This window comes from Salinivibrio sp. PR932, assembly GCF_001996125.1.
Taxonomy (GTDB): Bacteria; Pseudomonadota; Gammaproteobacteria; order Enterobacterales; family Vibrionaceae; genus Salinivibrio; species Salinivibrio proteolyticus.
This window is the reverse complement of record NZ_MUFM01000001.1, coordinates 104,538-124,111: the sequence shown is the minus strand read 5'-3', so window position 1 is coordinate 124,111 and position 19,574 is coordinate 104,538. Positions and strand designations below refer to the sequence as shown.

Sequence of the window (19,574 nt, the reverse complement as noted above, 5' to 3'; positions counted from 1 at the left end):
CGTTTTTTATCTTTGCGTTGGCGACATCGATGATTAAAGGCCCGGTATCGGACCTGCACATCGCATGCATTACGTATATAATGCGGCGCCTTAATAGTGAGTAAACGAAAAGGCACAAGCATGAGAGTCGCGTTAGGCATTGAATATGATGGAGCGCAGTTTTACGGTTGGCAGCGCCAACGAGAAGTTACCAGCGTACAAGCGCACCTAGAGCGTGCTTTATCCGTCGTGGCTAACCAAACTGTCGATGTTCAATGTGCTGGACGAACCGATGCTGGTGTCCATGGCACTGGTCAAGTGGTGCACTTTGATGTGGATAGCCAGCGGCCGTTAAAAGCATGGACACTGGGTGTTAATGCCAATTTACCGGATGCGATTGCTGTTCGTTGGGCAAAAGAGGTGCCTGACAGCTTTCACGCTCGGTTTAGCGCGACCGCACGTCGTTACCGCTATATCATCTACAATCACCCTCTACGTCCGGGCATTTTAGCCAAGGGGGTTAGCCATTATTATGGTGAGTTGGATGAAACCTTAATGCATCAGGCCGGTCAGTACTTACTGGGGGAAAACGACTTTTCCTCGTTCCGCGCTGCGCAGTGTCAGTCAAAATCACCGTGGCGAAATGTGATGCATTTATCGGTGAGTCGTCGCGAGCGTTACATTATCATCGATATTAAAGCGAATGCATTTGTTCATCATATGGTGCGGAATATCGCAGGTAGCTTGATGGCTGTGGGCCGAAAAGAACATCCTCCCGAATGGATTGAATGGCTGTTGGCCCAAAAAGATCGCACCTTAGCGGCCGCCACCGCCAAAGCGGAAGGCTTGTATTTGGTTGAGGTTGATTATCCGCAAGAGTTTGCGCTGCCCGATGCGCCGATTGGCCCCCTGTTTTTACCCGATGAGGTCATTAAACGGGCTTAAATAGTAGCGCGTCAAAGGGTAGAGCGAAGAATAGGTAGTACCAGTTTTTTATCCCAAGTCTGACTGACTTGTGATTTAATTCGGTCTAATTTGTTACGAATCCAAGATGGACGTCCTATGCGGACGCCCATGATTAAGTAAAGGTTGTCCATGAGCTGGCTTGAAAAAATCCTAACGAAAAGCAACATTGGTTCATCGCGCAAAGCATCCATTCCTGAAGGGGTGTGGACCAAGTGTACGTCCTGTGACCAAGTGCTTTATCACGCAGATGTAGAGCGTAACCTAGAGGTGTGCCCTAAGTGTGATCATCACATGCGCATTCCTGCTCGTCGCCGCCTTGATGTGTTTCTCGACAAAGACGGTCGCGAAGAGATTGCCGCTGAGCTTGAGCCGAAAGATGTGCTGAAGTTTCGTGACTCGAAAAAATATAAAGACCGCCTTTCTGCGGCACAAAAATCGAGTGGTGAGAAGGACGCACTGATCGTCATGAAAGGAACCGTGTTAGAGGTTCCCGTGGTTGCCTGTGCCTTTGAATTTAAGTTCATGGGTGGCTCAATGGGTGCCGTTGTAGGTGCGCGTTTTGTGAAAGCAGTAGAAACTGCGATCGAGAATAATTGTGGTCTGGTGTGTTTTTCTGCCAGCGGTGGCGCGCGTATGCAAGAAGCTTTGATGTCGCTGATGCAGATGGCAAAAACTAGCGCTGCGCTGGAGCGTCTTTCTCGCCATAAGCTGCCGTTTATCTCGGTGATGACCGATCCAACCTATGGTGGCGTCACCGCCAGTTTCGCAATGCTTGGCGACGTCAATGTCGCGGAACCTAAAGCCATCATTGGTTTTGCGGGCCGTCGCGTGATTGAGCAAACGGTACGTGAAAAGTTACCTGAAGGCTTTCAGACCAGTGAATTCTTGCTCGAGCATGGTGCCATCGACATGATTGTTGATCGTCGCGAAATGCGTCAGCGCTTGGCAGGGCTGCTTGCGAAGCTGAGCAATGTAAAATCACCATTGGTGGTTGACGTTGAACAAGACAAGCCACAAGAAGACGAGCAATCTGCTTCTCAAGAGTAAGATTTGACCGTGTTCCTCAGCGTTATCCTTGGTATTATCTACCCATCATGTAGCAACTGACCAAGTTAATGTCTGAACAATGCATTCCTACAGCCACGTCCCCGCTATCGACGTGGCTGTCTTATCTTGAATCCATCCATACCAGCGCGATTGACTTAGGTTTAGAACGCGTTGCCCACGTTGCCGAGCATGCGCAACTGACCAAACCTGCTCCAAAGATCATAACGGTGGCGGGTACCAACGGGAAGGGAACGACCTGTGCACTGCTCGAGGCGATCTTGCAGAATGCGGGCTATCGCACTGGCGTATATAGCTCTCCTCACCTTGTTCATTACAACGAACGCGTGCGTGTTAATGGCAAACCATTAGACGATGCGGCGCATTGCCAAGCATTCGCCGCCATTGAGCAAGCGCGCGGAGAAACCAGCCTGAGCTTTTTTGAGTTTGGTACCTTGGCGGCGTTACAGCTTTTTAAGCAGCATGAGCTTGATGTGGTGATCCTAGAGGTCGGCCTTGGGGGACGCTTAGACGCAACGAATGTGGTCGAGCATGACGTATCAGTGATCACCAGTCTAGCGCTGGATCATTGTGATTGGCTCGGCGATGACATCGACCAAATCGGGTATGAAAAGGCGGGGATTTTCCGTGCGGGTAAACCGGCGATTTGTGGTCAACCTGCGCCTCCTCCGAGTGTTGCTGCGCATGCGGACGCGATTGGTGCAGACTTGTATCAAATTGGTTATCAGTATCACTATGTACAGCAAGGTGATACTTGGTGTTGGCATGCCGGTGCCTTTGATATGGATGCGCTGCCAGTTCCTCATATTCCTATGCAAAATGCCGCAACGGCATTAATGGCGCTTGGGGTCGCAGAGCTGGATATCGCTGACACGCACATCACCGAGGCATTGCGAACCCTCACTGTGCCTGGCCGGATGCAAGTTATTTCAAGCCAGCCTTACACCGTGTTTGACGTCGCTCATAACCCGCACGCTGCGCAATATTTGGCGGATAGGTTAGCGACCATTAAGCAGGATAGAGGCGGAAACATCCATGCTGTGGTTGCTATGCTGGCAGATAAAGATATTGCCGGCACGTTAGCGTGCTTTGAGGGAATTGTTGACCATTGGTATCCTGCTTCCTTGAGTGTCGCGCGGGGGGCTCCGGCGAGTGCTTTGCCCGTAAACGCAGAGGAGCGATTTGACACCCCTTATCACGCTTATCAAGCGGCCTACCAAGCGGCGGAACCCGAGCGTGATTGTGTGGTCGTATTCGGGTCGTTCCATACCGTGGGGCAAGTGAGTGAACAGATTAATTAAAACGGAGTCGATGTGGCCAGTAAGTTGCAAAAACGATTAGTCGGTACGCTGGTATTGGTGTCAATGGGGGTGATTTTTTTGCCAGATGTTCTGGATGGCAAAAAAGAGCACTATCAAGAGAGCTATGAAAGTATTCCTCTGCGCGATGATTTTGATGCGTCTGTGACAGAAACCCCGATTGCTGAACCACAAGTGGCCGATGTTGCTGTGCCTGACACCTCGGTAAAAACGACCGACGAAGAAGGGAGCGTATCCCATCAGCGTGAAACGCCCCCTGACTCAACGGCATCTGAGTCGATCGCCACGGCAGATGGTGCGTGGATGATTCGTCTTGGTACCTTCCGCAATCAGGACAATGCGCGCCGGTTGGTTAGCCAATTGCGTGAGAAAGGTTATCAAGCCCATATTTTGCCACGGGATCTGAAACCTGATGACCTTGCCAAAGTGGTTGTAGGTCCAAATGTGTCTAAAAACACACTGGAATCTCAATTGGCAGACTTAGAATCTCTCACCGGGTTGAAAGGGCAATTGCGCAAATTTGACCCACTCACCCAATAAGAAAACGTTTGCGTGAGCATTTTTTCTGTTAGAATGCGCGCGTCTCGAGCAAGTGAATAACATGATTTGGATTGATTACCTGATTCTTGGCGTCATTGGTTTTTCGGCGCTGGTTAGCGTTATCCGAGGCTTTGTCAAAGAGGCATTGTCTTTGGTTATTTGGTTTGGTGCTTTTTTTGTCGCCAGCCAATTTTATCCGCAACTTGCGGTGTATCTCACCAACATACAGGATGCGGTGATCCGTAACGGAACCGCTATTGCCTTACTGTTTATTGCTACCCTCATTGTGGGTGCAGTGGTCAATTATGTGATTGCCCAGTTAGTGCAAAAAACAGGACTATCAGGGACAGATAGAGTGTTGGGGATTGTGTTCGGAAGTGTTCGTGGGGTGTTGATTGTCGCCGCAGTCTTGTTTTTCTTGGATGCGTTTACGTCAGTATCAAAAACCCAAGCATGGGGACAATCTGAACTGATTCCTAATTTTGCTGTGGTTATTGAATGGTTCTTTAACTACCTCGAGAACAGTTCCAGTTTCTTACCTAAGATCGCGGGGTCTTAGGCTGGTTTACGCGTAACAAGGAATAGCTGACATGTGTGGTATTGTTGGAATCGTAGGGGCCAATCCGGTCAACCAGTCCATCTATGATGCGTTAACGGTGCTACAGCACCGCGGCCAAGATGCAGCCGGGATTGTCACCATCGACGACAATCGTTTCCGCCTTCGCAAAGCAAACGGCTTGGTGAAGGATGTTTTTCAACTCAAACATATGCAACGTTTACAAGGTCATGTCGGTATTGGCCATGTGCGTTATCCAACCGCCGGCAGTTCTAGTGCCTCAGAAGCGCAGCCATTTTATGTCAACTCTCCCTATGGAATAACCTTGGCGCATAATGGGAATTTGACCAATGCAGAAGCGCTCCGTCATTCCTTGTTTGAAAAAGACCGCCGCCACCTAAATACCACCTCAGATTCTGAAATCCTCCTCAACGTGCTTGCGCACCAGCTTTCTAACGCCGTGTCACATCCGCTTACCGCCGATGATATGTTTGCTGCCGTCCGCTCGGTGCATGAGCAGGTATCGGGTGCCTACGCGGTGGTATCCATGATTATTGGTCATGGCATGATTGCCTTCCGTGACCCGCATGGTATTCGTCCCCTGTGTTTGGGCAAGCGTGAAGAGCAAGGCCAAGTTGAATACATGGTTGCTTCAGAGTCGGTTGCACTTGATGCGGTTGGTTTTGACTTTGTTCGTGATGTGGCCCCGGGTGAAGCCGTCTACATTACTTTCGATGGTCAACTTCACACGTGCCAATGTGCAGCCTCACCAAGTTTGCACCCGTGTATTTTTGAGTTCGTTTATTTCTCTCGCCCTGATTCGTTTATCGATAAAATCTCGGTGTATGGTGCGCGCGTTCGTATGGGACAAAAATTGGGTGCGAAAATACAGCGTGAATGGGAAGACATGGACATTGATGTGGTCATCCCGATTCCTGAAACGTCCTGTGATATTGCGCTCGAAATTGCACAGGTGCTCGGCAAGCCCTATCGACAAGGGTTTGTAAAAAACCGCTATGTAGGCCGCACGTTTATCATGCCCGGTCAACAAATGCGCCGTAAATCAGTACGCCGCAAGCTCAATGCAATTCGCTCGGAGTTTAAAGACAAACGTGTTTTATTGGTTGATGACTCGATTGTGCGTGGTACGACGTCGGAGCAGATCATTGAAATGGCGCGTGAAGCCGGTGCGAAAGAAGTGTATATCGCTTCCGCAGCACCAGAAGTGCGCTTCCCCAACGTGTATGGTATTGATATGCCCAGTGCTAATGAGCTGATTGCTCATGGACGAGAAGTGGATGAAATTACCAAACTGATTGGTGCCGACGGTTTGATATATCAAGACTTAAGCGATCTTGTTGCCGCGGTCGGTGAGGCGAACCCAGCCATAGAACGTTTTGAAACCTCTGTGTTTAGTGGTGAGTACGTGACCAATGATGTTGACCAAGCGTATTTGGAGTACGTACAAAGCTTACGTAGCGATGATGCAAAAACGGTTCGTGAACAACAACAAGAGCTTGCCAATTTGGAGATCCACAACGAAAGCTAAAAGCCCGTGGATAGCGTGATAATGACGAAAAAAGCCGCATTCGATGCGGCTTTTTTATCTTTGACGGCACGCGCCAACGCATTTAGACGCTGGCCGCCCTATTCATCACCATGCTAGTGCGTAAACACAGGCCCAATTCCAACGTTCCACAGAATCACCGACGATGCCAAAATGGCGACCAGTAACACCAAACCGCAAGTGACCACCGAGCTTGCGTAGATAAAACCGCGCTCTTCAGGAATCTCCATAAGAATGGGTACACCGGTGTAGAGTAAATATACCGAGTAGGCGATCCCTATGAGCCCGATAATCATCACAAACCATACAACTGGATATAAGGTTGCTAGTCCAACCATGAAAATTGGCGTAGCGGTGTAAGCTGCCAGCTCCAAGCATTGGGTATAGGTGGGGGCGGAACCAAAGGTTCGACTCATCCACAACGTGAGGTAGGCAAGCGCGCATACACCACCGATTAGTGCTAGGTACATTGCACTGGCGATAAACAATGCGCTTTGTGCAGTGAGAAAGATCGGTTCTCCTACCCCGATTTTCCAACCGATGTTTACACTGGAGTAATAAGCGCAAACTGGCGGGATCAGCGCCAATAACAGTGCATGGCCGATACTGTGTGACGCGCCTTCATGTCGCTCGCCAATGGTCTTCCATTCCTTTTTCGGGTGAGTATATAACCCGATAAGATGACTCAAAATCATAGCTACCCCCACTTATCCTTCCTGAATCGGTGCAATCGCCACCACAAAAAGGTTGCCCTGTTTGAGACTGTCTATGCACTGTGATTAACCGACGCAAAACAAACTTACATATAGTTAACATTTAGTCGGAAAGGCTTGAATATGCAAGCATTCACACTGTAGAACGAACAAGGAGTGCTACACGTATAAGCGAGGCATAGATAATGGTAGAGAGGGGGCATAAACGTAGATAACTAATGCACGTTGTGTGATGGTTCTCATGTTTTAGACAGGATTTTTGTCGTGTTAATACCGAGTAGCGTACTGTGATAGAGTAATTGATTTGCAAGCCTTTTTTATGCTGTCGACCGTTGGCTTGAGTGAGGTGTCTAGCAAAGCAGTAACAAAAACTCCATTTTAAACAGCTGTTTATATCCCTTTATCGATTTAATTATCATTATTATCGTCCTGAGAGTTTGAGTTCAACTATTCTTATCGGGTAATGTCGAGTGGGAGACAGCCGCTGCTTTGCAGTCCTGGAGGAGAGAGCATCGTGTTGCATAGTAAAGAAATCTTGATCGTTGAAGACGATCCCGTATTCAGCCGTATGATCGCATCGTTTCTCGAGCGTGAAGGCGCGACGGTGCGTGAGGTTGAAAACGGATTAGAGGGATTGCAAGCGCTTCGTCAATCCATTCCCGACTTACTGATTAGCGATTTATCCATGCCAGTGATGACTGGCCTAGAATTTGTTGAAGAGGTGAGTGTGGAGTATCCCATGTTGCCGATGATTGTTATCTCCGGCACGGGAGGAATGACGGATGTTGCCCAAGCATTGCGGTTTGGCGTGAAAGATTTTCTGATTAAACCGATAGAAGATATTAGTGTGGTCAAAAAGGCCATTGAGACGGTGATTGATGATGCCAACGATGATGTCCGCGCGAATGACGATTTCAGTCAGCAGTGGTTTAAAGTGTGTGAAGATGCTGACCGCGGTGCCTCAGAGAACGAGCTTAAATGGCATTTAGATGCACTGAAGCATAACCCCGGCAGTGCACGTGAGCTTTTAATGGGATTGATGCCTGAGCCAGACTCTCAGCAAGGCGCGTGGCGCTTGTCCTATCATTCGCTCCAATCGGCCGACGCGAATCCGATTGTGCTCGATTACACGTGGCTGATGGGTGGAAAAATGGCCTTTTACGTTGTTGATTCTGCCTCGGCGGGAGAAGATGGAACGGCAACGACATTAATGATCCGGGCATTTTTCAATGAGTTTGTGCGTACCCAAGATGTCAATGAGCGTGGTTTTCTCACCTTGGTGAAGCGCATCGAAGATGCGATTCGGGCTTCATCTTATGCCTCTCCAATCCGAGCCATGTTTGGCGTACTAAATACTGTCGACAATCAGCTGGAGATCTTCCCGGCGGGACTCACCGCAACGGTTGATAGCTGTGGAACAACAAGCTTGTTGCATAGCGCGCACTGGTTAGGGAAAGATGCCATTCATAGCCAGTTCCAATATGTCGATATGGGGGCGGGCGATGCGCGCGTATCACTAAGTGAAGTCGGACTGAACAGCTTCAGTGTGGATATCCAAAGAATTGCATAAAAAATAGTGCGGAAGCCGCGTTATAATGCGGCCTCCAGCCTTGCTGCATTGTGTTAACATCCGTATACTCATGTCGCTGTGTTGCTATGATTAAATGGCGTAGTGCGAAAGCCGATCTCAAGGACAGAACGACATGAAGCATTGGTATCTGCTCTACTGTAAACGCGCTGAACAACAACGCGCAGAGCAAAACTTAAAACGCCAAGGCGTAGACTGTTATTACCCCATCGTCACGGTTGAAAAACTTCGCCGTGGTAAATGCCAGCAAGTTGAAGAGCCCCTTTTCCCTAATTATGTCTTTGCTCACTTCGATCCTGAAGAAGTGCAATATACCTCTGTACGCTCAACGCGGGGCGTGGTCGATTTTGTTCGCCAAGGCGCCCATCCTATTCAAGTTGACCAATCGCTGATCCAGCAGCTTATGATCATGGAAGATAGCGACGAGCAGCGTGAAAAGCTTAATGATGGCTTTAAACCCGGCCAAGCGGTCACTATCCAAGCGGGGCAATTTGAAGGGGCGGAAGCGATTTTTAAGGAAAAAGACGGCGAGATGCGCTCTATTTTGTTGATCAAAATTCTTAATAAGCAGACTGAACTTCGCGTCGACAATCGATATGTGAGTGCTGGTTGAATCACAGAGCACGGCGAGTGACTGGCGTCAGGAGATTTAGGCCTCCTATATCTATGATGTCGGCCGCTCAATGCTATATATACATGCAGATGGCCTGACTGCTATTCCATACCGCTGATGTATTTCCCGGCATAGCAATTGTCTCGAAGCGTCAGAGCCGGAACCGGCGCTGTTGATGTAAAAAAGCCGGCGGTCAGCCAGCTTCTTCTCATCATGACACGATTAGGCGTCGTGGTATTGCTCGCAGGCCATCAAGGTATTCTCAATCAGTGTCGCCACCGTCATTGGGCCAACACCGCCGGGAACAGGCGTGATATGGCTTGCCTTTTCGTATGCCACGTCATAGTCAATATCACCGATTAGCTGGCCGTTATCCATGCGATTAATCCCCACATCAATCACAATTGCACCGGGCTTAATCCACTCGCCGGGAATAAATTTAGGTTTACCGACGGCGACCACTAACACATCGGCTTGACGTACATGCGCTTCGAGATCTTGGGTAAAACGATGGCAAGTGGTTGTGGTACATCCGGCGAGGAGCAACTCTAGTGTCATCGGACGGCCGACAATGTTTGAGGCACCGACCACAACGGCATGTTTGCCACGCAAAGGTACGTTGTAGCGGTCAAGTAAGGTGATGATCCCTTTTGGGGTGCAGGAACGCAGGGTTGGCATACGTTGGCACAAACGGCCCACATTGTAAGGATGGAAGCCGTCGACGTCTTTGTCGGGACGGATACGTTCAAGGACAGAGGTAGCATCAATGCCCGCAGGTAAAGGCAGTTGCACCAAGATACCATCGATGGTGTCGTCATCATTGAGTGTATCGATCAGCGTCAGTAATTCATGCTGAGAGCAGGTTGACGGCAAATCGTAAGAGCGAGAGACAAAGCCCACTTCATCACAGACGCGACGCTTACTGCCCACATAGACCTGTGACGCTGGATCGTCACCCACTAAAATCACGGCAAGCCCGGGCGCACGGCGTCCCGCTTCTTTACGGGCAGCAACACGTGCTGCGACTTCTCGACGCACCGTTTGCGCGATCAGTTTTCCATCAATGATTTGTGCGGCCATAAGTATCCTTTGGCTAAGAGAGCAAAAAACGGGTCGATATTGTGACAAACTTTGGGCTTAAAAGCTATTGCGCAAACGTTTGCTTTGAGTGGTTTGGTGGCAGAGAAACTGTCAAAGTCATTGTGAATCAAAGGTGTTGTGCCAGATATCGCCTTATATTGGTTGGAGGCACACCACACAAAAGGGCTTTTATGCCGCGCGAACTGGCGTGCTTTTGAGCAACTGATTAGACATTTCGGTGAAAACCGTTGACGACGCCTGACCTCGCTTTATAATCCCCGCTGCATATCTATTTTGCGCCCTTAGCTCAGTTGGATAGAGCAACGGCCTTCTAAGCCGTGGGTCACAGGTTCGAATCCTGTAGGGCGTGCCATTTCTCTTGTTCTCGCTAGTGAAAATAGTCTCCCATTTCTGCTCAAAATCTAACCAAACAGTGCAAAAACACAAAAAGATGTGATCTTGCCCGGTTGAATTGTGAGATATCACCCCAATTTCGATATTGAAACGCCATCGGTCGCCCCTTGTCTCGACTCAGTTGACGGGTGCCGCTATAATAGCGCGTCTTAATTTTCAGTCTCGGATGAGATAGCTCGATACGCCAATTGCGTGTATCCGGATTCGCAGGGGCTATGACGGATTCATAGCTCGGATGATGACACCAGTAAAAACTGGTCAACATCACTCAGTACCCCTGAGTAAATTTGAGGTTAATTTTATAATGCAAGTTACCGTTGAAACCACCGAAGGCCTAAAGCGCCAAATGACCATCACTGTGCCTGCTGCAAACATTGAAGACGCAGTCACGAAAGAGCTACGCAACATTGCTAAAAATCGTCGTTTTGATGGTTTCCGTAAAGGTAAAGTACCTTTGAAAATGGTTTCTCGCATGTATGGCGATGCAGTACGCCAAGACGTGCTGGGCGAGGTAATGCAGCGTCATTTCATCGAAGCCATCATCCAAGAGAAAACTAATCCAGCAGGCGCGCCAACCTTTACACCGGTAGAGAATGAAGCGGGTAAAGATCTGGTATTCAAAGCTGAATTTGAAGTGTACCCAGAAGTTGAACTGCAAGGTTTGGAAGCGATCGAAGTTGAAAAACCGCACGCAGAAGTACAAGACAGCGACGTTGAAGAAATGCTGACTACCCTGCGTAAGCAGCAAGCGAACTGGGTTGAAGCTGACGGTGAAGTAAAAGAAGATAGCCGTGTAACGCTAGACTTCACAGGTACCATTGACGGCGAAGAATTCGAAGGCGGTAAAGCGGAAGGCTTCCAGCTAGTCATGGGCCAAGGCCGCATGATCCCTGGTTTCGAAGATGGCTTGGTTGGCAAAAAAGCGGGTGAAGAATTCACTATCGACGTCAACTTCCCAGAAGACTACCACGCTGAGAACCTAAAAGGTAAAGCGGCGCAGTTCGCGATCAAACTTCACACTGTTGAAGCGCAAGAATTGCCAGAGCTAACTGAAGAGTTCGTTCAGCGCTTCGGTATTGCGGATGGCAGCGTTGAAGGCCTAAAAGCCGAAGTCCGTAAGAACATGGAACGCGAGCTGAAGCAAGCGATCAAAAACAAGATCAAAGAGCAAGTCCTTGACGGCTTGGTTGAGCAAAACCAAATCGACGTACCGTCTGCCTTGATCGATCAAGAAATCAATGTTCTGCGTCAGCAAGCGGCTCAACGCTTTGGTGGCAACATGGACAGCGCATCACAACTGCCACGTGAGCTGTTTGAAGAACAAGCCAAACGTCGTGTTAGCGTTGGCCTGCTGCTGGGTGAAGTGATCAAAGCAGAAGAGCTAGAAGCAGACGACGAGCGAGTTAAAGCTCTGATCGAAGAAATGGCTTCTGCATACGAAGATCCAGCAGAAGTGGTTGCTTACTACGAAAAAGATCAGAAGCTGATGGAAAACATGCGTAATGTCGCGCTTGAAGAGCAAGCGATCGACGCGCTGTTGGGTAAAGCGAAGGTTTCTGAAGCCAACGTTGGCTTTAGCGATCTGATGAACGCAGCACCACAAGCGTAAAAACGCAATAAAAAACGTGGGTGTTGTCATTGACACCCCGTTCATGTATCTGCATAAAATGGCCCTAATGACTTGTCATTTGGGCCATTTTTTCCGTCTAAGGTTCTATTCGACTGTCCGCCAATCATGCGATAGCGAAGGTAACTTTTGCTTAGAAAATTGTCGATGAATCATCCAGCTGCGATCAACGACATAACATTTTAGTGACCTGTTACAGCGTTTTATGCTAAACCTTGGTTAAGGCGAGAGTTAACGAATTCGATTAGGGATATTACGCTATGAGCAATCAAGATAAACACGCAATGCCCCCCATCATGGATGCTTTGGTTCCCATGGTGGTTGAACAAACATCGCGAGGAGAGCGTTCCTACGATATCTACTCCCGCCTGTTGAAAGAACGCATCATTTTTCTCACTGGTCAGGTAGAAGATCAAATGGCCAACCTGATTGTGGCCCAGATGTTGTTCTTGGAGTCGGAGAATCCAGAAAAAGATATTTATCTATATATCAACTCCCCAGGTGGTGTGGTGACCGCCGGTATGGCAATTTATGACACCATGCAGTTCATCAAACCGGATGTGAGCACACTGTGTACAGGCCAAGCCTGTTCAATGGGCTCTTTCCTACTTGCGGGGGGGGCAAAGGGTAAGCGTTATTGCCTACCAAACTCACGCGTGATGATTCACCAACCACTTGGCGGTTTCCAAGGGCAGGCGTCAGATATTGAAATCCATGCCAAAGAAATGATCAAAACCAAGCATCGCCTGAATACCTTGCTGGCAGAGCATACGGGTCAGCCGATGGAGATTATCGAACGTGATACGGACCGCGATAATTTCATGTCTGCTCAAGAAGCGGTGGACTATGGCTTGGTTGACGCCGTACTCAATCAACGAGATTAAACCAGACGAATACCCTACATGCTTGGCGTGACAGCGGAAAAGACCATGGCTCGCCGGATTACATCCAAACATGGATGTAATGCTAGAGCGCACGGAATCCGGTATTGTTGCGCCAAGTAGAAAAGGTATACCGCTATGCATTGAAATGAGAGGATAACTTCTCATTCCCACACATGTGAGCGGGTGTCGGGTCGGAAAAAGTGGCCGATTTGTTGTAAACTCAACAAAAGGCAACGATGGGCAAACGCCCCAAAGAGGTTAGCGAATGACAGACAAGCGAAAAGACGGTGGAAGCGGCAAGCTGCTTTACTGCTCGTTCTGTGGTAAGAGCCAACATGAAGTTCGCAAGTTAATTGCTGGGCCATCGGTCTACATTTGCGACGAATGTGTCGACCTATGTAACGACATCATCCGTGAAGAAATCAAAGAAGTGATGCCAAAGCGTGAAGGGGATGCCCTTCCTACGCCGCGTGAAATCCGTGAGCATCTGGATGATTATGTTATCGGCCAAGAGCAAGCCAAAAAGGTACTGTCGGTTGCCGTGTACAACCACTACAAACGCTTGCGCAATGGCGATAAAAGCGCCGACGGTGTTGAACTTGGCAAAAGTAATATCTTGCTGATAGGCCCGACGGGTAGTGGTAAAACCCTACTGGCTGAGACGCTTGCGCGTTTCCTTGATGTACCATTTACCATGGCGGATGCCACCACATTGACCGAAGCGGGTTATGTCGGTGAAGACGTCGAAAACATTATCCAAAAGCTGCTGCAAAAGTGTGACTATGATGTCGCCAAAGCAGAGCGCGGCATTGTATATATTGATGAGATTGACAAAATCTCACGCAAATCCGATAACCCATCGATCACGCGAGACGTATCGGGTGAGGGTGTGCAGCAAGCCCTACTCAAATTGGTAGAAGGGACAGTCGCATCGGTTCCACCTCAAGGTGGCCGTAAGCATCCGCAACAAGAGTTCTTGCAAGTTGATACCTCGAAAATCCTCTTTATCTGTGGCGGTGCATTCGCTGGATTGGATAAAGTGGTTGAGCAGCGTGTCGATAAGGGATCTGGCATCGGTTTTGGTGCAGAAGTCCGAGGTGCAAGCGACAAGTCAGCGGACGAGTTTTTCGGTAAAGTTGAACCAGAAGATTTGGTCAAATACGGCTTGATCCCTGAGTTTATCGGCCGTTTACCTGTCACTGCGGTGCTTAAAGAATTGGACGAGCATGCGCTTGTACAGATTTTGCGAGAGCCGAAAAACGCGCTAACCAAGCAATACAGTGCATTGCTAGAGTTAGACGGGGTTGAACTTGAGTTCCGTGATGACGCGCTTCGTGCCATCGCTAAGAAAGCCATGGAACGCAAGACAGGTGCTCGCGGTCTACGCTCAATCGTAGAAGCTGTGTTGTTGGATACCATGTACGACTTGCCATCGAGTAAAGAGGTAAGCAAGGTGGTGATTGACGAATCAGTGATCCGTGGTGAGTCAGCGCCGCTATTAATATATGAACACGCTGATAGCCAAGCAGCTGGTGGTGAATAACCGCGAGTATTGCGTGTAACCTTATCAGTGGTAAAAGAAAAGGGAGTGATTGCTCCCTTTTTTATTTTCTGGCGGTGGAGCCGTTGAAACCTGTCCAACAGTCCCCATATACTCTTAATCAGATTGAACGGAAGAGAGAAGCATATGAACTTGGAGCGTTCCGAGCGCATTGAAATTCCGGTGCTGCCACTTCGGGATGTGGTGGTTTATCCTCACATGGTGATACCACTCTTTGTGGGAAGGGAAAAATCGATCCGCTGTTTAGAAGCGGCGATGGACAATGACAAACAAATTCTGTTGGTGGCGCAAAAAGATGCCGCCACCGATGACCCGAGCATCTCTGACTTGTACACCGTTGGTACGGTGGCGACGATCCTTCAGCTTCTTAAACTTCCGGATGGTACGGTTAAGGTGCTGGTTGAGGGGATGCAACGTGCACGTATTGACCAGTTTAGCGAAGACGACTTCTTTACGGCGGAAGCCGAGTATCTTACCACGCCAGCTATGGATGAGCGTGAGCAAGAGGTATTGGTTCGCACTGCGATTAGCCAATTTGAAGGCTTTATCAAGCTGAATAAGAAGATCCCGCCGGAAGTGTTAACGTCATTAAATGGGATTGAAGAAGCTGCTCGCCTAGCTGACACCATCGCGGCTCACATGCCGTTAAAACTGCAAGATAAGCAAAAAGTTCTCGAAATTATCGACATCGCTGAGCGCCTTGAATACTTGATGACCATGATGGAGTCAGAAATTGACTTGCTGCAGGTCGAAAAGCGTATTCGTGGCCGCGTGAAAAAGCAGATGGAGAAAAGCCAGCGCGAGTACTACCTCAATGAGCAGATGAAAGCCATCCAAAAAGAGTTGGGTGAGCTGGATGATGCTCCCGATGAGTTTGAAGCGCTGAAGCAGAAAATCGAAGAATCTAAAATGCCGCAAGAAGCTCGAGAAAAAACCGAGCAAGAATTGCAGAAGCTGAAGATGATGTCGCCAATGTCGGCAGAAGCGACCGTTGTGCGCAGCTACATCGATTGGATGATCAGTGTGCCTTGGACCAAGCGTTCTAAGGTTAAAAAAGACCTCGCCAAAGCTGAAGAAGTACTCAATGCTGATCATTATGGCTTGGAGCGTGTTAAAGACCGTATCCTTGAGTACCTCGCAGTGCAAAACCGAATGAACAAGCTCAAGGGCCCCATCTTGTGCTTGGTTGGTCCTCCGGGGGTAGGTAAAACCTCTCTGGGACAGTCGATTGCACGCGCCACTGGGCGTAAATATACCCGTATGGCGTTGGGTGGAGTGCGTGATGAAGCGGAAATCCGTGGCCACCGCCGCACCTACATAGGGTCGCTGCCGGGTAAATTAATCCAGAAAATGGCGAAAGTGGGTGTTCGCAACCCGCTGTTCTTGCTAGATGAAATCGACAAGATGTCATCGGATATGCGTGGCGATCCGTCTTCGGCATTGCTTGAAGTTCTCGATCCTGAGCAAAACAACGCCTTTAACGACCATTATCTGGAAGTGGATTACGACTTGTCAGACACCATGTTCGTGGCAACGTCGAACTCCATGAATATTCCTGGCCCGTTATTGGATCGGATGGAAGTTATTCGTTTGTCTGGCTACACCGAAGACGAAAAACTGAATATTGCTAAACGTCACTTGATTGACAAGCAAGTGAAGCGCAATGGCTTGAAGCCTCACGAGATCACCATCGAAGATTCTGCCATTATCGGCATTATTCGTTACTACACGCGCGAAGCGGGCGTGCGTAACCTCGAGCGTGAAATCTCAAAGCTGTGCCGTAAAACCGTGAAAGAGATCTTGTTGGATAAAGATCTTAAAGCGGTCACAGTCACCGCGGATAACCTAAAAGATTACTTGGGTGTGCGCCGCTTTGACTACGGTAAAGCCGATGAGCAAAACCGAATTGGTCAGGTGACAGGACTTGCGTGGACAGAAGTGGGCGGTGACCTACTGACCATCGAGACTGAATCGATGCCGGGTAAAGGCAAACTCACCCACACAGGTTCGTTGGGTGATGTGATGCAAGAGTCTGTGCAGGCAGCCATGACTGTGGTGCGTAGCCGTGCAGATAAGTTGGGCATTAATAGCGACTTTTACGAAAAACGTGATATTCACGTGCACGTTCCTGAAGGGGCAACGCCTAAAGACGGCCCGAGTGCAGGTATCGCTATGTGTACGGCGCTGGTGTCGAGCTTAACCGGTAACCCAGTTCGTTCTGACGTCGCAATGACGGGTGAGATTACTCTACGCGGTGAAGTACTGCCTATCGGCGGCTTAAAAGAGAAACTGCTGGCGGCACGTCGTGGTGGCATCAAAACCGTGGTGATCCCAAAAGAGAATGAACGGGATCTTGAGGACATTCCTGACAATGTGAAAGAAGAAATCGACACTCATCCCGTGCGTTGGATTGATGAGGTTTTGACCATTGCGTTGGAAAATAATCCACTCGGTATTGAGCTAGTTAAGCCCGAAAAGAGTGACATGCAGCAAAATTAAGCAACGTAAAACGCTGACAGACCGCAAAAGGCTTGTCAGCGTTTTTTTTGCTAGCTAACGTTAAGTCGAAGCCTTGGCCCGCATGGGGTGGGCAAGGAAGCTTTCAACGTCTTTCGTCGATAAAGCGTCTTTTATTGATACCGCAAAATAATGGGATTTGCGGGGAAGTATTGTAAGGGGATGAAAAAGTGAATAAGTCGCAACTGATTGATCAAATCGCAGAGGGTGCCGATATTTCTAAAGCGTCGGCGGGCCGTGCATTGGATGCCTTCGTAGAAGCGGTTTCTGATACGCTGAAGTCGGGTGACCAAGTCGCTCTGGTAGGCTTTGGTACCTTCTCTGTACGCGAGCGTGCAGCGCGTACTGGCCGTAACCCGCAAACCGGTGCAGAGATTCAAATTGCTGCCGCCAAAGTACCTGGCTTCAAAGCAGGTAAAGCACTGAAAGACGCTGTGAACTAATCACAGCGTGAGCCATTGCCGAATTATTCAAGTTTGACTGGGTGTTAGAGCTGCAAAGCCAATAACAACCGCGTATAATCCGGCAAGAAGAGCGTAAAGGCGCATCATTCGATGCGCCTTTTTAGTTGATAAACCACCAGCCCAAATCAGTTGGAGTACCGGCCAGTTATGATGGAACGTATACGCGAAGGCACCAACAGCCTTGCGGTGAAGATCATTTTAAGCCTTATTATCTTTTCCTTTGCTTTTGCCGGGGTCGGCAGCTATCTGGCAGGGGGTTCCAACCCGCCCGCGGCAACGGTAGGCGATAAAGAAATTAGTCGTGCACAGCTTGAGCGTGCATACCAAAACGAACGCGCGCGCATGCAGCAGCAAGCCGGTGAGCTGTTCAATCAACTTCTGGGTGATCCTGAGTATGTGAAGCGTTTTCGTCAAAACATTCTCGACCGGATGGTTGACGATCTCCTGCTTGAACATGAAGCCAGTGAGCTCGGGTTACGTGTCAGTGACGCGCAAGTCAAAGATGCCATTCGTGCGATGCCACAATTCCGTCAAGGCGGACAATTCAACAATGAGCGCTATCAAGCCGCATTGCGCCAGACTGGGTTGAGCGCGGATGAGTTTGCCAACTACGTACGTACTGACTTAGTCCGTCAGCAGCTGCTTACGGCATTGCAAGCCTCTGAATTTGTGCTGCCGAGTGAGCTAGAAAGTCTCTACCGTCTAGAAGCGCAAAGCCGTGAAGTGCGCACTATCACGCTGCCGGTGGATGCATTTGCTGCCAAGGTGTCTTTGTCAGACGAGGAGCTTGAAGCTTACTATCAAGCCAATCAAGACGACTATGTGCAACCTCGCATGGTAAAAGTGGCGTATGTGGAGTTAACCGGTGAAGGGCTGGCTGACGATATCCAAGTCACTGACGAAGACATTGCCGCTTACTATCAAGAAAACCAATCGCAGTATGGTTCTCAAGAGCGTCGCAAAGTCAGTCATATTCTGATTGAAGGGACTGGTGACGACGCCAAAGCTCGTGCTGAGGCAGCACTTGAGCGCTTGAACCAAGGCGAAGACTTTAGTGAACTGGCACAGCAAGTCTCTGATGATACTTACAGTGCCGAACAAGGCGGATCACTGGATTGGATTGAGCCCGGTGTGATGGATCCTGCGTTTGAAAAAGCGGCGTATGCGCTAGCCAACAAGGGTGACTATAGCCAAGTAGTAAAATCAGACTTTGGCTATCACATCATCCGTCTGGATGATATCGATGCTGCGGATATCACGCCACTGAGCGAGGTGAAAGACGATATTCGCGTTGCGCTGCAGCAAGAGCGCGCGGCGGATCGTTTCTATGCTCAATCAACAAAGCTTGCCGAAGTCGCGTTTGAAGATGCCAATGGTCTTGAACCAGCTGCTGCTGCAATCAATGGTAAGGTACAAATCACTGACTTCTTTGCCCCAGAGCAAGCGCAAGGGGTAATGGCACGCCCAGAAGTGCAACAAGCGCTGGACAGCTATGACGTACGTGAAAATGGCCTGAACTCGGAACTGATCGAGCTTTCGGGTGAGCATGCCATTGTGGTCCGCTTGGATGATGTCAAACCAGAGAAACAACTGAGCTTTGACGAAGTGAAGGATCAGGTGGCACAGACCTTGGCTGCACAAAAAGGCCAGCAGCAAGCCCAAGAGCAAGCAGATGCTTTGCTGACACAGCTTGAAGCCAATGGTGCTCTGACTGATAGTGAATATACATTCAGCGAGCCACAAACCTTAAACCGTGTTGCTCAACAACGTGCGATTTCTGAACTGGCCTTTACCTTACCGAAGCCGGAAGCGGATACCTCGAGCTACGGGGTGACTACAGACGAGCAAGGTAATGTGGTGGTTGTGGCTCTGGATAAAGTGATTGATCCAGAGGTGCCTGAAATTAGCCCGCAAAGCCAAATGGCAGCCCGTGTTGCCCGTGCGATGAGCAATATGTCTTTATCAGCAACCTTGGAAGAGTTACGTAACCAAGTGGATGTCAATTACGCGGACTCAGACAGCCAATAAGCGGATAACGGCACACCGCGAGAGTTAGATGTCTCTCGCAGCAAAGTGTGCGAAACAACAAAAACGGCGTAGGACTTTTGTCCTGCGTCGTTT

General features: G+C 49.2%; 16 protein-coding genes and 1 tRNA gene. 15 read left to right on the top strand and 2 right to left on the bottom strand.

The genetic code is table 11. The features are described 5' to 3' along the window. Positions 1 to 120: 120 nt before the first annotated feature. The 6 genes from truA (at position 121) to purF (ending at position 5,974) form a co-directional block, all read left to right on the top strand. Positions 121 to 924: a tRNA pseudouridine(38-40) synthase TruA gene (truA, locus tag BZG84_RS00550; protein ID WP_077481794.1), complete on the top strand. Its 804-nt coding sequence runs from the start codon at positions 121 to 123 to the stop codon at positions 922 to 924. Positions 925 to 1,074: 150 nt separating this feature from the next. Continuing rightward, positions 1,075 to 1,992, top strand: coding sequence for an acetyl-CoA carboxylase, carboxyltransferase subunit beta (accD, locus tag BZG84_RS00545; RefSeq protein ID WP_077481796.1), 918 nt, complete (start codon positions 1,075 to 1,077; stop codon positions 1,990 to 1,992). Positions 1,993 to 2,060: 68 nt separating this feature from the next. Beyond that, positions 2,061 to 3,311, top strand: coding sequence for a bifunctional tetrahydrofolate synthase/dihydrofolate synthase (gene folC, locus BZG84_RS00540; protein WP_077481798.1), 1,251 nt, complete (start codon positions 2,061 to 2,063; stop codon positions 3,309 to 3,311). Between the two features lie 12 nt (positions 3,312 to 3,323). Next, positions 3,324 to 3,869 (top strand): SPOR domain-containing protein, encoded by a 546-nt coding sequence (locus BZG84_RS00535; RefSeq protein ID WP_077481800.1) that lies wholly within the window; start codon positions 3,324 to 3,326, stop codon positions 3,867 to 3,869. A gap of 61 nt (positions 3,870 to 3,930) precedes the next feature. Beyond that, positions 3,931 to 4,428 carry a CvpA family protein gene (locus BZG84_RS00530; RefSeq protein ID WP_077455687.1) on the top strand — a complete coding sequence of 166 codons (498 nt, stop codon included), beginning with the start codon at positions 3,931 to 3,933 and terminating at the stop codon, positions 4,426 to 4,428. 31 nt (positions 4,429 to 4,459) lie between these two features. Beyond that, positions 4,460 to 5,974 carry an amidophosphoribosyltransferase gene (gene purF, locus BZG84_RS00525; protein ID WP_077677921.1) on the top strand — a complete coding sequence of 505 codons (1,515 nt, stop codon included), beginning with the start codon at positions 4,460 to 4,462 and terminating at the stop codon, positions 5,972 to 5,974. Positions 5,975 to 6,087: 113 nt separating this feature from the next. Here purF and BZG84_RS00520 read toward each other — a convergent pair whose 3' ends face one another. Beyond that, a complete protein-coding gene (locus BZG84_RS00520) occupies positions 6,088 to 6,687 on the bottom strand; it encodes a Yip1 family protein (RefSeq protein WP_077481804.1) in 600 nt (199 codons plus the stop codon). Positions 6,688 to 7,219: 532 nt separating this feature from the next. Between BZG84_RS00520 and BZG84_RS00515 the strand changes: the two genes are divergently transcribed. Both BZG84_RS00515 and rfaH read left to right on the top strand, forming a co-directional pair. Next, on the top strand, positions 7,220 to 8,275 hold the full coding sequence (locus BZG84_RS00515) for a response regulator (RefSeq protein ID WP_077480671.1): 1,056 nt from the start codon (positions 7,220 to 7,222) through the stop codon (positions 8,273 to 8,275). Between the two features lie 133 nt (positions 8,276 to 8,408). Next, positions 8,409 to 8,906 (top strand): transcription/translation regulatory transformer protein RfaH, encoded by a 498-nt coding sequence (gene rfaH / locus BZG84_RS00510; RefSeq protein ID WP_077662255.1) that lies wholly within the window; start codon positions 8,409 to 8,411, stop codon positions 8,904 to 8,906. A 222-nt stretch (positions 8,907 to 9,128) separates the two neighbouring features. Here the strand turns inward: rfaH and folD are convergent, their stop codons facing one another. Then, positions 9,129 to 9,986, bottom strand: coding sequence for a bifunctional methylenetetrahydrofolate dehydrogenase/methenyltetrahydrofolate cyclohydrolase FolD (folD, locus tag BZG84_RS00505; RefSeq protein ID WP_077480675.1), 858 nt, complete (start codon positions 9,984 to 9,986; stop codon positions 9,129 to 9,131). 296 nt (positions 9,987 to 10,282) lie between these two features. On the opposite strand from folD, the gene BZG84_RS00500 reads away from it, so the two are divergent. The 7 genes from BZG84_RS00500 to ppiD all read left to right on the top strand — a co-directional run bounded on the left by BZG84_RS00500 (position 10,283) and on the right by ppiD (position 19,481). Continuing rightward, positions 10,283 to 10,359, top strand: a tRNA-Arg gene (locus BZG84_RS00500). A 345-nt stretch (positions 10,360 to 10,704) separates the two neighbouring features. Further along, complete coding sequence (gene tig / locus BZG84_RS00495) at positions 10,705 to 12,009, top strand: trigger factor (RefSeq protein ID WP_077480677.1); 1,305 nt, start codon at positions 10,705 to 10,707, stop codon at positions 12,007 to 12,009. A 278-nt stretch (positions 12,010 to 12,287) separates the two neighbouring features. Then, a complete protein-coding gene (clpP, locus tag BZG84_RS00490) occupies positions 12,288 to 12,911 on the top strand; it encodes an ATP-dependent Clp endopeptidase proteolytic subunit ClpP (protein ID WP_069590560.1) in 624 nt (207 codons plus the stop codon). Between the two features lie 265 nt (positions 12,912 to 13,176). Then, positions 13,177 to 14,454 carry an ATP-dependent protease ATP-binding subunit ClpX gene (clpX, locus tag BZG84_RS00485; protein ID WP_069590558.1) on the top strand — a complete coding sequence of 426 codons (1,278 nt, stop codon included), beginning with the start codon at positions 13,177 to 13,179 and terminating at the stop codon, positions 14,452 to 14,454. A gap of 144 nt (positions 14,455 to 14,598) precedes the next feature. Continuing rightward, on the top strand, positions 14,599 to 16,971 hold the full coding sequence (lon, locus tag BZG84_RS00480) for an endopeptidase La (RefSeq protein ID WP_077677920.1): 2,373 nt from the start codon (positions 14,599 to 14,601) through the stop codon (positions 16,969 to 16,971). Positions 16,972 to 17,159: 188 nt separating this feature from the next. After that, positions 17,160 to 17,432 carry a nucleoid-associated protein HU-beta gene (hupB, locus tag BZG84_RS00475; protein WP_069590554.1) on the top strand — a complete coding sequence of 91 codons (273 nt, stop codon included), beginning with the start codon at positions 17,160 to 17,162 and terminating at the stop codon, positions 17,430 to 17,432. A 168-nt stretch (positions 17,433 to 17,600) separates the two neighbouring features. Next, entirely contained in the window at positions 17,601 to 19,481 is a 1,881-nt protein-coding gene (gene ppiD, locus BZG84_RS00470; protein ID WP_077480683.1) for a peptidylprolyl isomerase, read from the top strand. Positions 19,482 to 19,574 lie beyond the last annotated feature (93 nt).

Coding starts and splice junctions, on each gene's coding strand:
- truA (WP_077481794.1), top strand. CDS start 121: ATGAGAGTCGCGTTAGGCATTGAATATGATGGAGCGCAGTTTTACGGT.
- accD (WP_077481796.1), top strand. CDS start 1,075: ATGAGCTGGCTTGAAAAAATCCTAACGAAAAGCAACATTGGTTCATCG.
- folC (WP_077481798.1), top strand. CDS start 2,061: ATGTCTGAACAATGCATTCCTACAGCCACGTCCCCGCTATCGACGTGG.
- BZG84_RS00530 (WP_077455687.1), top strand. CDS start 3,931: ATGATTTGGATTGATTACCTGATTCTTGGCGTCATTGGTTTTTCGGCG.
- purF (WP_077677921.1), top strand. CDS start 4,460: ATGTGTGGTATTGTTGGAATCGTAGGGGCCAATCCGGTCAACCAGTCC.
- BZG84_RS00520 (WP_077481804.1), bottom strand. CDS start 6,687: ATGATTTTGAGTCATCTTATCGGGTTATATACTCACCCGAAAAAGGAA.
- rfaH (WP_077662255.1), top strand. CDS start 8,409: ATGAAGCATTGGTATCTGCTCTACTGTAAACGCGCTGAACAACAACGC.
- folD (WP_077480675.1), bottom strand. CDS start 9,986: ATGGCCGCACAAATCATTGATGGAAAACTGATCGCGCAAACGGTGCGT.
- tig (WP_077480677.1), top strand. CDS start 10,705: ATGCAAGTTACCGTTGAAACCACCGAAGGCCTAAAGCGCCAAATGACC.
- clpP (WP_069590560.1), top strand. CDS start 12,288: ATGAGCAATCAAGATAAACACGCAATGCCCCCCATCATGGATGCTTTG.
- clpX (WP_069590558.1), top strand. CDS start 13,177: ATGACAGACAAGCGAAAAGACGGTGGAAGCGGCAAGCTGCTTTACTGC.
- lon (WP_077677920.1), top strand. CDS start 14,599: ATGAACTTGGAGCGTTCCGAGCGCATTGAAATTCCGGTGCTGCCACTT.
- ppiD (WP_077480683.1), top strand. CDS start 17,601: ATGATGGAACGTATACGCGAAGGCACCAACAGCCTTGCGGTGAAGATC.